The 13,653-nt window shown below is 64.7% G+C and carries 14 protein-coding genes; 4 read left to right on the forward strand and 10 right to left on the reverse strand.

Features of this window, described 5'->3' with window-relative positions:
- Nucleotides 1–15: 15 nt before the first annotated feature.
- Nucleotides 16–1,254: an ABC transporter substrate-binding protein gene (locus ACLB6G_RS13820; protein ID WP_410356765.1), complete on the forward strand. Its 1,239-nt coding sequence runs from the start codon at nucleotides 16–18 to the stop codon at nucleotides 1,252–1,254.
- Between the two features lie 158 nt (nucleotides 1,255–1,412).
- On the opposite strand, the gene ACLB6G_RS13825 is transcribed toward ACLB6G_RS13820, so the two are convergent.
- Nucleotides 1,413–2,402: an Ldh family oxidoreductase gene (locus tag ACLB6G_RS13825; protein ID WP_410356766.1), complete on the reverse strand. Its 990-nt coding sequence runs from the start codon at nucleotides 2,400–2,402 to the stop codon at nucleotides 1,413–1,415.
- Between the two features lie 195 nt (nucleotides 2,403–2,597).
- Here ACLB6G_RS13825 and ACLB6G_RS13830 point away from each other — a divergent pair, with 195 nt between their 5' ends.
- The 3 genes from ACLB6G_RS13830 to ACLB6G_RS13840 are packed head-to-tail and all read left to right on the forward strand — an operon-like array spanning nucleotide 2,598 to nucleotide 4,768.
- Nucleotides 2,598–3,179 (forward strand): hypothetical protein, encoded by a 582-nt coding sequence (locus tag ACLB6G_RS13830; RefSeq protein WP_410356767.1) that lies wholly within the window; start codon nucleotides 2,598–2,600, stop codon nucleotides 3,177–3,179.
- A gap of 10 nt (nucleotides 3,180–3,189) precedes the next feature.
- Complete coding sequence (locus tag ACLB6G_RS13835; RefSeq protein ID WP_410356768.1) at nucleotides 3,190–3,966, forward strand: alpha/beta fold hydrolase; 777 nt, start codon at nucleotides 3,190–3,192, stop codon at nucleotides 3,964–3,966.
- A 25-nt stretch (nucleotides 3,967–3,991) separates the two neighbouring features.
- Nucleotides 3,992–4,768: an SDR family oxidoreductase gene (locus ACLB6G_RS13840; RefSeq protein ID WP_410356769.1), complete on the forward strand. Its 777-nt coding sequence runs from the start codon at nucleotides 3,992–3,994 to the stop codon at nucleotides 4,766–4,768.
- A 54-nt stretch (nucleotides 4,769–4,822) separates the two neighbouring features.
- Here ACLB6G_RS13840 and ACLB6G_RS13845 read toward each other — a convergent pair whose 3' ends face one another.
- The 9 genes from ACLB6G_RS13845 to ACLB6G_RS13885 are packed head-to-tail and all read right to left on the reverse strand — an operon-like array spanning nucleotide 4,823 to nucleotide 13,602.
- Nucleotides 4,823–5,704, reverse strand: a complete 882-nt coding sequence (locus ACLB6G_RS13845) for a GntR family transcriptional regulator (RefSeq protein WP_410356770.1) — start codon at nucleotides 5,702–5,704, stop codon at nucleotides 4,823–4,825.
- Nucleotides 5,705–5,723: 19 nt separating this feature from the next.
- Complete coding sequence (locus ACLB6G_RS13850; RefSeq protein WP_410356771.1) at nucleotides 5,724–6,794, reverse strand: amidohydrolase family protein; 1,071 nt, start codon at nucleotides 6,792–6,794, stop codon at nucleotides 5,724–5,726.
- A gap of 12 nt (nucleotides 6,795–6,806) precedes the next feature.
- Nucleotides 6,807–7,796 carry a quinone oxidoreductase family protein gene (locus ACLB6G_RS13855; RefSeq protein ID WP_410356806.1) on the reverse strand — a complete coding sequence of 330 codons (990 nt, stop codon included), beginning with the start codon at nucleotides 7,794–7,796 and terminating at the stop codon, nucleotides 6,807–6,809.
- A gap of 28 nt (nucleotides 7,797–7,824) precedes the next feature.
- Entirely contained in the window at nucleotides 7,825–8,238 is a 414-nt protein-coding gene (locus ACLB6G_RS13860) for a Zn-ribbon domain-containing OB-fold protein (RefSeq protein WP_410356772.1), read from the reverse strand.
- 2 nt (nucleotides 8,239–8,240) lie between these two features.
- Nucleotides 8,241–9,398 (reverse strand): thiolase family protein, encoded by a 1,158-nt coding sequence (locus ACLB6G_RS13865; protein ID WP_410356773.1) that lies wholly within the window; start codon nucleotides 9,396–9,398, stop codon nucleotides 8,241–8,243.
- The gene (locus ACLB6G_RS13870; RefSeq protein ID WP_410356774.1) at nucleotides 9,395–10,603 is read right to left on the reverse strand and encodes a CaiB/BaiF CoA transferase family protein; all 1,209 of its coding nucleotides are present in this window, start codon (nucleotides 10,601–10,603) and stop codon (nucleotides 9,395–9,397) included. Before ACLB6G_RS13870 ends, ACLB6G_RS13865 begins: the two co-directional genes overlap by 4 nt.
- Nucleotides 10,600–11,757 (reverse strand): CoA transferase, encoded by a 1,158-nt coding sequence (locus tag ACLB6G_RS13875; RefSeq protein WP_410356775.1) that lies wholly within the window; start codon nucleotides 11,755–11,757, stop codon nucleotides 10,600–10,602. The genes ACLB6G_RS13870 and ACLB6G_RS13875 overlap by 4 nt, the downstream gene beginning before the upstream one ends.
- Entirely contained in the window at nucleotides 11,757–13,064 is a 1,308-nt protein-coding gene (locus ACLB6G_RS13880) for a TRAP transporter large permease (RefSeq protein WP_410356776.1), read from the reverse strand. Before ACLB6G_RS13880 ends, ACLB6G_RS13875 begins: the two co-directional genes overlap by 1 nt.
- Nucleotides 13,057–13,602, reverse strand: a complete 546-nt coding sequence (locus ACLB6G_RS13885) for a TRAP transporter small permease subunit (protein ID WP_410356777.1) — start codon at nucleotides 13,600–13,602, stop codon at nucleotides 13,057–13,059. The genes ACLB6G_RS13880 and ACLB6G_RS13885 overlap by 8 nt, the downstream gene beginning before the upstream one ends.
- Nucleotides 13,603–13,653: the final 51 nt, after the last annotated feature.

Raw genomic sequence — 13,653 nt, forward strand, 5'->3', positions numbered from 1 at the left:
CTAGGGAGGAACAACATGTTTACGCGCAGAACGATCCTGAAGGCGACAGCCGCGGCCGGAACCGCGGCGATGCTCGCCACCGCCCCCTTGCCAGCGATGGCGCAGGACGGCCCCATCCAGGTCGGCCTCATCGGGCCGCTGTCCGGTCCGTGGGCCCGCCAGGGCGAACTGATGCTCAAGGGCGCCGAACTTGCCATCAAGGACATCAACGACGCCGGCGGCATCGAGTCCCTTGGCGGCCGCAAGCTCGAACTGGTCGTCTTCGATGCCGGCGAATCCGTCGAGACCGCGAAGAACGCGGCCCAGCGCATGGTCTCGCAGCATCCCGATCTCGTCGCCGTGACGGGGGCCTGGCTCTCGTCCTTCACGCTTGCCGTGTCGGAAGTCACCGAGCGCGCCGAACTGCCGATGATCTCGCTGTCCTACTCGGACCAGATCACCGGCCGTGGCTTCAAGTACATCTTCCAGATGCCGAAGACCGGGGGCGCGCAGGCACGCGAGGCCGTTCCTTCGCTGGTGCAACTGGCGGAACTGACCACCGGCAGCAAGCCCACCAAGGCCGGCATGATCGGTGACAACACGGCCTCCTCGGTCAGCTTCGTCACCCCGCTGCGCGAAGGCCTGATGAAGGATCTCGGCATCGAGATCATGTTTGACGAAACCTGGACGCCCCCGCTCGCAGACGCCACCGCGCTCATCCAGCGCGCCCGCTCCACGCGGCCGGACTTCATGATCATGGCTTCAACCGCGGTGCCGGACAACAAGCTCCTGCTGGAGAAGGTCAACGAGTTCAATCTCGGCGGCGGCCGCATGCCGATCATCGGTTCGGGCGCCCACCTGGGCACGCCCGAGCTTCTCAAGAACGTCGGCGCCGACCTGGTCGAAGGCGTCATGACCGTCGTCGGCAACTGGCCGGGCAAGGGGCAGGAAGAACTGGTCGCACGCTTCAAGGAAGCCTCCGGCGAGCCCTGGATGACGCAGGATTCCATCTCCACCTATGGCGACATCCAGCTCATGGCCTACGCCCTGAACAAGGCCGGCGAGGCCAGCCGTTCGGCCGTTGCCGAGACACTGCGCTCGCTTGATATCACCGACGGACCCGCGATCTACTATCCGGGTGGGCAGATCAAGTTCAACGAAGCCGGTCTCAACGTCGGCGCCAGCCTCGTGATCGTGCAGTGGCAGGGCGGTGTCCCCTACAGCGTGTTCCCGCCGGAAACCGCGCAGGCAAAGCCGATCTGGCCGACCAACTGATCCACGGCTTCATGGCCAAGACTGGAAGCGGCGCCTTCGGGCGCCGCTTTTCTTTCCTGCTTCGAAAAAAGGCCGCCCGTCAGGCGGCCTTTTGCTGTCTTGTCATTGTTTGAGATCCGCTGGTCCGATCATGCGCCGGGCAGAACCGGCAGAAGGGGTCAGGCGCGCTGGGCGATCCGTACGATCTGTTCGTGGATGGTGTCGGGCACTTCGATGAAGCCTTCCTTCGTCCGTTGCTCGCGCAAGGCGCGCGAGCGGTCGAACGGCATGCGCACCGGACCGCCGCCTTCGACCGGACGTGTCGAACGGATGGCGTCCGAATAGGCGGCGACCTCCTTCTTGAAATCGTCGAGCGAGGTCAGAAGGTCCGGGCGCATGGCCATCACCACCATGCCGAACGAGGTCAGTTCGCCCGGGATCATCGGCGAACCCGCCAGCATGCCGAAAAGCTGCACGACGATGGCAAGTCCCGATCCGCGCGGCCCGCCCCAGGCCGTGAATGCGCCACCGAGGGCTGATGCGGGATCGGTGGTCGGCTTGCCGTCGGCGTCGAACGCCACGCCTTCGGGGATCGTCTGGCCGAGACGCCTTGCCAGCACGACCTGTGCATGAATGATGCTCGACGTGCCGATGTCCCAGATCACCGGGTCGCTGGCGCTCGGGAACCCGAAACAGATCGGATTGGTGCCGAACCGCCCTTCGGTGCCGCCATGGGGCGCGACCCAGGCCGATGCATTGGAGGCGATCATGATCACGAGGTCCTGCGCCGTCGCCTGTTCGGCATAGTAGGACAACATGCCCGTGTACCAGGTCTCGTTTGCCCCGACGATCGAGATGCCGCTTGCCTTGGCTTTATCGATGGCAACGTCCGTGGCGCGCTGACCGACCAGATAACCCAGCTTGTCAGCGCCATCGATGGCCGCTGAGACCGGGGTTTCCCTGGTGATCGTGATTTCGCGGCCCGAATGGCCGGTCCGGTCGATACGGTCGGCGATCGACAGCATACGCGCGAAACCCGCATATTCCAGGCCGCGCAATTCGCAGTCCATCAGGTGGCCGGCCGCTATCCTGGCTTCATCCTTCCGGTAACCGAGCTTGACCAGAACGTCTTCCGCAAGCGCATGAGCTTCAGCAATCGACAGTTTCACAATCGTTTCTCCTCCCTGCAAGGTCCATCCCGGGCGGACGGACAAGACAATGATGACTGAAACTATCACGCCGGCGCCCAGCGGCGTGGAGCGCTCGCCGCAATCCGTGACAAATCAGCTATGCACCATGCAGCCCGGACGAGACGCGACAATGCTTCTATGCTTTATTCGACCAATGGGAGCGGAGAGGAATCCATGAACGAAGAAGCCCTGCTCATGGTGTTGTGGCAACCGCCTGCGGCCTATGAGGAAGAGTTCAACGCCTGGTATGACACGGAACACCTGCCTGAGCGTGCCTGCATAGAGGGCTTCCGCACGGCGCGGCGTTATGTCGGCCTCGGCGACGGACCGAGCCACATGGCACTCTATGATCTCTCAAGTCTCGGCGTATTGGACGAGCCGGCCTACCAGGCAATCAGCGGCGACCACTACAGCCCGTGGTCCAGGCGCATCATGGCGCGCATTCCCCTCCAGCGGATCGCAGCCACGCTCCATACCGGGACGCCCGACATGACGAGCGATTGCATTCGCCTGGCGGTGATGAAGTTCGCGGTTGCCTCACCGGCCGATATCGACCGCCTGGCCAGCGCCCTGCCCGCTCTGCTCGACGGCGCGAATGGCGTCACGCGATGGAGGGTGTTCGCCGGTGTTGCCCCGAAGCCGGATTTCGCGCTGGTCGTGGTGGAATGCTCGACCACCGCGATCCCGCAGATCGATACGGCATCGACCGGACTGACAGCGACCCTTGCGGCCTCCTACCGGCCCTACCTCTACTGAGGGGAACGCGATGCAGCTCGACGGCAACCTCAATTTCGAACGTGGCGGCAATCGGGACGGTCCCACCCTGCTGCTGGTTCACGCCATGGGCGCCGATCTTTCCTTCTGGTCGGCCTGCCGGTCGATCTGGGAACCGCACCTTGATTGCATTGCCATCGATCAGCGCGGGGCCGGCCGGTCGCCGGCATCGTCCGTCCCGCTCTCCCCTGCCGACCATGCGGCCGATCTCGCCGCATTCTGCAAGCGCCACGATCTCACACGGGTCGGCGCGGTCGGCTGCGCGGTCGGTGCCATGGCGGCAGCCGTCTTCGCGGCGCGCCACCCGGACCTCGTCAACATGCTCGTGCTCTCCAATCCGGGTCACAGGATCGCCGATCCGGCGCGCTCGCTTCTCGCCCGGCGCGCCGAAACGGCGCGGGAGGGCGGCATGTCAGCCATCATGCCGGCGGCGACGGCGGCCGCCTTCGAGGGCTGCCCCGACGATGACCGCCAGCGCGACTACGTAGCCCGTTTCGCCGCGCAGGATCCGCAAGCCTATGCCTTGCAGATCGAGGGCATGCTGGATGCCGACATTTCCGGGGATCTCCCTTCCATCGCCTGCCCGACCCTGATCGTCGGCGGCGGACGGGACCGCCTTCTGCCCATCTTCCATGCCGAGGCGATCCATGCCGCCATGCCAGGTTCCCGGCTGGTCCGCTATGAGGACGGGGCCCACTTCATCCCCTATCAGCAACCGGACCGTTTCGCCCGCGAGGTCCTGCGTTTCATCGACGCGAACGCCAGATAGCCGCAACGCCTGAGAGGACATCGACATGGATCTCGGTCTTGAAAACAAGGTCGTCATCGTCACCGGCGGATCGAAGGGCATCGGGCTTTCGTGCGCCAGGGCGTTCCTGGCCGAAGGCGCCAGGGTCGGTATCGTGTCGCGCTCGCCGGACAACATTGCCGGCGCGTTGCGCGAACTGCCCGGCGCCATCGGCGCCACGGCCGATCTTGTCGATCCTGAAGCCGCCGAACGTGCGCTGGACGAACTGGAAGCGGCGCTCGGACCCGTCGATATTCTCGTCAACAGTGCCGGCGCGGCGCGGCGCACGCCGCCCGATGACTTGCGGCCGGCTGTCTGGCGGGCCGCGATGGATTCCAAGTTCTTCAGCTACATCAACATGATCGATCCCGCCATCAAGCGCATGGCGGCGCGCGGAACCGGTGTTGTCGTCAACGTGATCGGCGCGGGCGGCAAGGTCGCGGCCCCGACGCATATTGCAGGCGGCTCGGCCAATGCGGCGCTTCAACTGGCAACCGCTGGTCTTGCGACTGCCTATGCCGGGCGCGGCATCCGGGTGGTGGCAATCAGTCCCGGCCTGACCGAAACTACCCGCGTCGATGAAGGCTTCAGGGCCCAGGCAGCGGCGTCCGGCATCTCCATGCAGGAAGCGCGAACACGCGCGGTCGCCCGGATACCGATGGGCCGTGCGGCCGATCCCGGCGAGATCGCCAACATGGTGGTGTTCGCGGCGAGCGGCAAGGCCAGCTATCTGACCGGCGTCTCGATCGTCATGGATGGCGCGACGAACCCGGTTGTCGTGTGAAGCCCTGACCGGAGGCATTCGGGCACGACATTTTTTACCGCACTCCCGAAGGTGTCAGGTTGCCGGCCCGGCGTGATCGCCGCCCGCCTGTGCTTCTCCCGCGATGCGCGGATTGAAGGAGCCGGTCTCCTCGAAATAGCGCTGGAGTGCGGCAAGCGCGGCGGTATGGTTGGCCCGCAGGATCGCGCCGGCAAGATTGGAATCGTGGTTTTCGTAAGCCTTGACCAGCTGGATGTGATCCTCCAGCGACTTCACCATCCGGTTGGGAAGCGAAAGGCTGATACGGCGTATGGCGAGCGTGCGCAGCAGCAGGGAGTCATGGATGCGCTTGGCGGTCTGGTTCCCGGAGGCCCGCGTGTCATTGTCGTGAAATTCCACGCTCAGCCAGGAAAAGGCCGCCACGTCGCCGATCTCGGCCGCCTTTTGCATCCGCCCGAGGATGCCGTCGAGAAGGTCGATGTGATCATCCGTGACCTTCGTCGCCAGGTCGGCCGCCATGAGTTCGAACAGCGCCGTCCGCGTCCGGTAAATCTCGGAGACCTCTGTGAGGGTATGGACATGGGCGCGCGGGCGGCGGCGCGGCGGAATTTCGACCAGGCCTTCGTTTTCGAGCAGGATTAGGGCCTCGCGCACGGGTGTGCGGCTGGTATGGTAGCGGCGCGACAGTTCGACCGTGTTGAGATCGTGACCCGGCAGGATCACCGCTTCAACGATCTCGGCGCCGATCTCGCAGGCGATCTGGGCCACGAGCGAAGGCCTGTCATGGCGGCTGGCAACAATCGACCGGATGACGTGCTGGGCCTGTGCCAGGGATTCCTCGCGCGTCATCTTTCCTTCGCCGCCGCGCCACCAGGAAAGCCCCCGGCCGCCTTCCGGCCGCCCGCCTTGAGAGGCCGTTGCGCCCGTGGTCACGATTTGCGGCGAGGAACCTCGCATCCCGTTTCACCTTTCATGGTCACACGCGCTCGAACGTGCCTACACGGCCGGGCAGCGATTCCAGTTCAAGACCATATGTCGTGTTTGCGGTTCTGAAGAAAAGGTCAAGCCGTTCATCAGGAGAACAATCCCCGGCGATCTTCTTGAAGGCGTTCCACAGCACCGGATAGGAAACCGATCCCTTGTCGACCGGGAAATTGCTTTCGAACATGCAGCGCCGGGGCGAGAAAGTCTCCATGCATTCGCGCATATAGGGACCCCAGGCGGCAGCCAGATCGTCCGACGAGGGTGGCAACGGCCGCTCGTCGAAATCGAAACCGGACATCCGCATGCCGAAGCCGCCGAGTTTCACCCGGATGTTCGCAAAACCTGCGAGGCGGCGCATCCAATGGCGCCAGTCGCCGAACACCTCGTCACGGCGGCCCGCATAGGGACCCATGCCGATCGGCCCGCCCTGGTGGTTCAGGACGATCGCCAGGTCCGGCATGGCATGGGCAAGATCGACGAGATCGTTGAGCTGCGTATGGTACATCCAGGCGTCGAACACGAGCCCGCGCCGCGAGACCTCACGAAGGCCCTGGCGCACCGCCGGCTCGTAAAGCAGCCCGGCAGGCTGGGAAGTCACGGAGCCCCGCGCCTGCGGGTCGCCATGCCAGGCGGTGGTGTAGCGGATGCCCCGGAACCGTCCCCGCCCCGCCTCGATATGGGCGTCGAGGACGGGGCCGGCCGCTTCGCCCAGCATCATGTCGACAAAGCCGATGATGCCGGCCGCGACCCTGGGACCCTCCGGGACAAGCGCGCTTTCCTCGGTGATGGCCGCGACCATTTCGGTCTCGCCCAGCGAACGCAGTTCCGGCGGGCCATCGGTGCGGTAACCCTCCCTGCCCTCTGCAAAGACCGTCGCGACCACGTTGTGGCCGCTCGAAAGGTCGCCTTGGATATCGGCAAGCAGGTACCGGCTGCCCGGCTTGTCCCAGAGATGATGGTGCGCATCGATGATCGGGAGGTCCGGGTCGATCACGGCTTCCCGGTGCAGGCTGAGCCACGCTTCCCGGACGGGGATATGCTTGGGCTTCGGGGCATCGCTCATCTCGGCTACCGGTCAGGGGATGAGGACGCTGGCGCCCTGTGTCATGCGCGACTCCAGGGCCCGGTGTGCATCGGCCGCATCGGCGAGGCGGAAGGTCTGGTTCACCCGGATCTGCACCGCGCCGCGCAGGACGACATCCATGAGATCGTTCGCCCGCGACAGGAGTTCGCCCCGGCTGCGCACGAACCATGCGAAGGCCGCGCCGGTGATGCTCAGCGAACCCAGCCTGTTCAGATCGAAGATCTTGACCGGGGGAACCGGACCCGAGGCCGTGCCGAAGCTGACCAGCAGCCCGTGCGGGCGCAGGCTCATCAGCGAACTCTCGAACGTGTCATGGCCGACGCTGTCATAGACGACCGGCACGCCCTCGCCGCCGGTCAGTTGCCTCACCCGCTCCGCCACGTTGTCCCGGCCCGATATCAGCACGTGATGGCACCCGTGCTCCCTGGCCGTCCGGGCCTTCTCGTCGGAACTGACGACACCGATGACCCGCGCGCCCAGATGGTTTGCCCATTGGGTCATCACGGTGCCGACGCCGCCGGCAGCCGCATGGACAAGGATCGTCTCCCCTGCCCTCACTGGATAGACGCTCTTCAGCAGATATTGCGCGGTCAGGCCTTTCACGATCATTCCGGCCGCGGTCACATCGTCGATTTCGTCCGGCAGCAGGATCAGCCGGCTGGCATCGAACAGGCGCGCCTCCGCATAGGACCCTGGCGGGAAAGCCGGACCGCCCGCCGCATAGGCGACACGGTCGCCGACTTTCACCTCGGTGACGCCCGGTCCGACCTTTTCGACCACGCCCGCCGCCTCGCCGCCCAGCACATGCGGCAGGCTCGGCATCGGGTAGCGGCCCTCCCGGTTGTGGGTATCGGCGAAGTTGAGGCCGATTGCCGTATGGCGGACATAGGCTTGCCCGGGTCCCGGTTCCCCGATCTCGACATCCTCGTAGCGCAGGTTTTCGGGCCCGCCATATTCGTGGATTCGTACGGCTTTCACCATGGTCATGTTCCTGATTTCTCGATGCGCTTCATTCGTCCAGTTCGAAACGGGGCAAGGCGACGCCATCGTCCATTTCGGCAACCGTCAGCTTCACGCGGCGCCCGACCGGTCTGTCGTCGCGCGGATCGCCGATGAGGTTGCTGATGACGGTCGGACCCTCGTCGAGCCTGACCGCGATGACATTGTAGGGAGCCGGATAGGCGGGAAGATACTGCTTGTGAAAGACGATCCACGACAGAAGTTCGCCCCGGCCCGATACCGGTTTCCATTCGCAATCCGGCGAAAGGCATGCCTGGCACGCCGGACCGGGCGGATAGCGCCATGTTCCGCACTGCGCGCAGCACTGGAGATGCAGCTTGCCCGTTTCCTTGAGCAATTGCCACATCGGGGCATCGTAAAGACCCATGACCCGGGGTGGCGTGATCGATGTCTGCGGTTCCATTGTCATGCCCCGTAGATGATGGATACGGCCTTGCCGGCCACATCGGAGGTATAGTGGACACGCCGGCAGTTGCCGATCTGGCGGTCGCCGCATTCTCCACGTGCCTGGCGGACACATTCGATCTGGTGGTTCCAGCCCTGCATGTAGCTCTCCGAAAGATGCCCGCCGCTGGTGTTGGTCGGCAGCCTGCCGGCCAGGCCGATGCCCTGTTCCCGCATGAACTTGCCGGATTCGCCAACTTGGCAATAGCCATAGCCTTCAAGCGCCAGCGGAACGTGGACGGAGAAGCTGTCATAGACCTGCAGCACGTCGATGTCGGACGGATCGAGACCGGACTGACCGAATATCTGCTCGGCCACCGCCTGTTGTGCCGGACGATAGAAGTCGGTCAGCCGCGGTTCCAGGCTTGTCGCACCGGCATTGAGGTCGTAACGGCCAAGCGCCTCGATATAGACGGGTTTGCGCGAGAGCTTCCTGGCCATCTCCGCCTCGGCGATGATCAGCGCCACGCCCCCGTCATTGATGAGGCAGTAGTCGAACAGGCGCAGCGGCTCGGTGATGTAGGGAGCAGCCATGTAGTTATCGATGGTGATCCGCTTGCGCTGGATGGCGTTCGGATTGAGCGATGCGCCTTCCCGCTGCGCGACCGCCACATGGCCGAGATCACGTTCGCTGACGCCGTAAAGTTCGGCGAAGCGCTGGAACATCAGCGCGTAGAGCGCGCCCTGCGAGGTCATGCCCCACGGCGCGTGATAGACATATGACAGGAACATGTCGCCACCCATCGCCTGGGGGCCGCCATACTGCGTGCCGACCGAACGCTGGTCGTTCCCGTAGACCAGCGCGACCACATCCGCCATGCCGGTCTCGATCGCCATGCAGGCCTGGACGACCGACAGCACCGCGTCGGCCTGGTCGCCCCACCGGACGTTCATGTTCAGGACTTCGGCCATGCGCTCATAGGCCGTGGTCGGACCGACGATCAGCCCGTCGATCTGGTCGCGCGTCATTTCGGCGTCGGCCAGCGCGTTGCGAAAGGCGCTGGCAGCATAGCCATAGCAGTCATCAGGGCGCTCGCCGGCACGTACCCGTTTCCAGTCGCCGACCCAGTCCGTATGGCCGACGCCGACGACAGCGGCGACGCGGTTGCGCATGCTCATGTGAAAACTCCTGCCCGTTCCAGATCGTCGAGTTCCTGCTCCGTTCGGCCGAGCAGGGTCGAGAGTACCTCGCGCGTGTGTTCCCCGAGCAGGGGCGGACGCGACAGGTCGACGCGCTCGCCGTCGATCCGGTAGGGCGGCGAGGCATAGAGGCTGTTGCCGAGTTCGGGATGCTCCACGCGTTGCCAGTAGCCACGCGCGGCAAGCTGCGCATCCTGCTCGACCAGGTAGCGGGAACTGGCGACGACAGCGGCCGGCACGCCGGCGGCGCGCAGGACCGACACCGCCGATTCCACGTCGCGGGCCGCGGCCCAGTCAGACACCATCCGGTCGAGTTCTTCGCTCCGGGAGACGCGTTCCGCCGTGGTGGCAAAACCCTCAAGCCCGCCCGCGCCGAGGATCCCGGCAAGACGGCTCCACTCGTCATCCGTCGTGGCGGTGACCGCGATCCAGTCGTCATCGCCCGCGCAGCGGTAGATGCCGTGTGGCGCGGCTTCGTCCGAGGCATTGCCCGTCTGCGGGCGATCGCTGCCTTCCATCGCGCAGCGAACGACTTCCGCTCCGATGAAGTTGATGGTCGATTCCACCTGCGAAAGGTCGATCTTCGCGCCAAGCCCGGTCAGCCGGCGGCGGCGCAGGGCAGCCAGCACGGCAAAGGCCGCGTGATAGGGATTGGCGGCATGGTCGGGATAATGCGTGCCGGGGCCGACCGGGTCGCCGGGGCGATAACCCGTCGACCACATCAGGCCGGTCACCGCGCTGATGGTCATGCCGACGCCAAGCAACTCCGCGCGCGGACCGCTTTCGCCATACATGGGCATCGAGAGATACACGATGTCGGGCTTGATCGCGCGCACGGCCTCGTAGCTCAGTCCCATGCGGTCCATGGCGCCGGGGCCGAAATTGTTGGAAACGACATCGGAATTGCGGACCAGGTCATGGACCTGTTCCCGGCCCATCGGCGACTTGACATCAAGCACCACGCTCTTCTTGCCACTGTTGCGCGAGGCAAAGTAGCCGCTCCGGTTCAAGCCGAACTTGCGATCCTTGAACGGACCACCGGTGCGCACCGAATCCAGCCGTGTCGTGCTCTCGATCTTGATCACATCGGCGCCGAAATCGGAAAAGATCTTGGTGCAGAAGGGACCGGCACCTGCCCATGTCAGGTCGGTGAAGCGGATCCCTTTGAGAAATTGTGGCTTCATTCGCCCTGCTCCCCGTTGCGCAGCGGAGGCGGGGAAACCGCCCAGAACTCCGGCGTGATCTTGTAGGGTGGCCCGGGAAAGGCAATTTCCCGGCCCGCGACTGTCATGGTGCGGAAGAAGGCGCGATGCGCAAGCTGCGGGTCTTCGAAAATGTCCGTCACGCGGGAGACCGGGCCCAGCACGATGCGGCGTGCGATCGCTTCCCGGGTCAGCGTTTCACGGTCGAAATCCCGCGTGAAATCGGTGAAGATCGCGCGGAAGGCGTCACGCGCCTCGCGTGTCAGCCGCCATTCGCGGTCCTGCCAGCAAGGTTCCGAGAATTTCGCGCCGGAAGGATGGCCGCGATCCTGCATGAAGCCCACCAGCGACTTGAACGAACTGCCAAGCGCCAGGGGCGCGGCAAGAAAGACGAAGCCGTCCTTGCAGGGAAAGATGTCCTCGGAGGCGTCCCGCGTGCCCTCGCCGCCACGCATGGAAACGCGCTGCTCGAGATCCCAGACCTGGATCGCATTCTGAAGCGAATGGGCGATGCATTCCTGCGCCGAAACGTCGATCAGGTGCCCGGTCCCGGTGGCTTCCGTGTCGACGAGTGCGATGGCGGTCACGGTCGCGGCATAGATCGAGGCCACCATCGTCGCCTGGTCGAAGGGCAGGCTGAGCGGCGCTTCCTCGATGCGCCCCGACATCCACGCGATACCGCCGGCCGCCTGGATGACGAGATCGGACGCAGGCGCATCCGCGAGCGGTCCGGTCATGCCGAAGGGCGAGACGGCGGTGACGACCGCCTGCGGCGCGATGGCGCGCAGATGTGCGATCCGGTCATACATCGGCCCGCCGCGCTCCACGAAAATGGCCAGCGCGCCGCGTGCGAGTTCATCGAACGCGTCAGTGCCGCCTTGCGTGGCGAGGTCGAGAACCAGGCTCTTCTTGCTGGCGTTGAAGAACACGAACCGCGCGAGCGCACCGGCCCCGCCACGTTCCGCCTCCATCCTGTCGGGCAGGCCGCCAGGCGGTTCGATCCGGATGACCTCCGCGCCAAGATCGGCAAACAGCCGTCCGGCATAGCTGCCATAGCGGTAGGTCATGTCGAGGATACGGACCCCGTGATAGGGATGGAGCGCCGCGTTCTGATCGTTATCGGAAACGTGTGACATCACATCTTGCCGGGCAGATAGAGGACGAGTTCGGGGAATGCGAGAAGCAGCCCCAGCATGAGGGCGCAGGTCATGATGAACGGCCAGAGCGCGCCGAAGATCTGTTCGAGCGTGACGAGATTGCCCGCTGCGCCTTTCACGACGAAACAGTTGATGCCGACCGGCGGCGTGATCGCACCGATCTCGGCAAGGACGATGACATAGACGCCGAACCAGAGCGGGTCGAAGCCCAGTCCCATCATGACCGGATGGGTGATCGGCAGGGAAATCGCCAGAAGCGATGGCGCGTCCATCAACATGCCGAGCACCAGATAGATCAGCGTGACCAGCGCCACGACGGTCCACACACCATAGCCACCGTCGACAAGAACGGTCTGGATGGCGCCGGAGACACCGCTCAGCGCCAGGAAACGGGCAAACAGCAGGCCGCCGATGATGATCGCGAAGATCATGGCGGTCAGCACGACGGTATCCAACAGCACCCGGACGAAGCCGATCCCGCGGAAGCCGCGCTGGCGGATCACGGCCATGACGAAAGTGACAAAAGCGCCGATGCCGCCCGCTTCCGTGGGGGTGAACACGCCACCATAGAGACCGCCCAGCATGAGAGCGATGACCAGGAACAACGGCCCGACCATGCGCAGCGACCAGAGCCGCTCGGAAAGCGAATAGCGCCGGTCGTCGGGCGGGGCTTTCCGGGGACTGGTCATGGCGATGATCAGGATGGTCAGTCCGATCAGGCTCGCGAAGATCATGCCCGGTATGATGCCTGCAATCAGCAGCTTGCCGATGGCCGCATTCGTCAGGATGCCGTAGACGACCATGAGGGCGCTCGGCGGAATGAGGACGGCAAGCGTCCCCGCGATCGCGATCGACGCGGCGGCAAACCCGCGATCGTAACCGCGTTCGATCATCTCCGGCAGGGCCAGCTTGGTGAACAGCGTGGCCGTGCCGACGCTCGATCCCGAAGCGGCACCGAATGCCGCGGCGGCCCCGGTGCTCGCGACCGCGAGCCCGCCCGGCAACCGGCCGAACCATTTCGAGCACGCATCGAACAGGTCGTTTCCGATCCCTGCGCGCATGGCGAAGAACCCCATCAGCAGGAACATGGGGATGACGCTGAAATGGAAACTGGAGACCACCGAATAGTAGATCGTGCCGAGGATGGAGATTGCGCCGGCAAAATTGGTGAGCAGGATCAGGCCGGCGAAGCCCACCGCGGTGAGCGCCATCATGATCGGCGCACCCAGCAGGATGGAGGCCAGCAGGAAGAAGATCCCCGCGAACCCGATTGTCAGGCTAGACATCGCCATGGATCTCCGCGTCCTCGACGTCCGGATCGTGGAAATCCGGGATCAGCGCTGTCCCGATGGCATCGAGAAGGAACTGGATTGAAATGAGCAGCGTGCCCAGGCTCACCGCCATCTTGGAAGGCCAGATCGCGAACTGGATGCTGGCGCCCCAGGTCTGCTCGTTCAGCCGGTAGGATCGCAAAGCGTATTCGAACGTTCCGTAGGTGACGGCGGCAAACAGCAGGAAACCCACGACCGCCCAGAACAGGTGGAGCCAGCGGCGCGTGCTTTTCGAGAGCAGCGACGTGAAGAACACCGTGTTGACATGCTGGCGCTTCAGCAATGTGTAGGCGAAGGGAAGCATGATCGCGCCGACCAGAAGCGACTGTGTGATCTCGAGGGCGGCCGGCAACGGCCAGTTGACGAGCTTTCTGAGCACCGCGTTGAGATCGATGACGCACATGATGGCGAAGGTCAGGAAGCCGGCAAGCATGGCAGCTGCCCACAGAGCCTTCCCGTAGAACCGGTGAACCTTCAGGAATATGCTGCGCATTGCAGGCCTTCCGTCCCGGAAATGGACGGACGGACGCCGGGACAGCGCCCG

The organism is Zhengella sedimenti (assembly GCF_046506625.1).
Taxonomy (GTDB): domain Bacteria; phylum Pseudomonadota; class Alphaproteobacteria; order Rhizobiales; family Rhizobiaceae; genus Zhengella; species Zhengella sedimenti.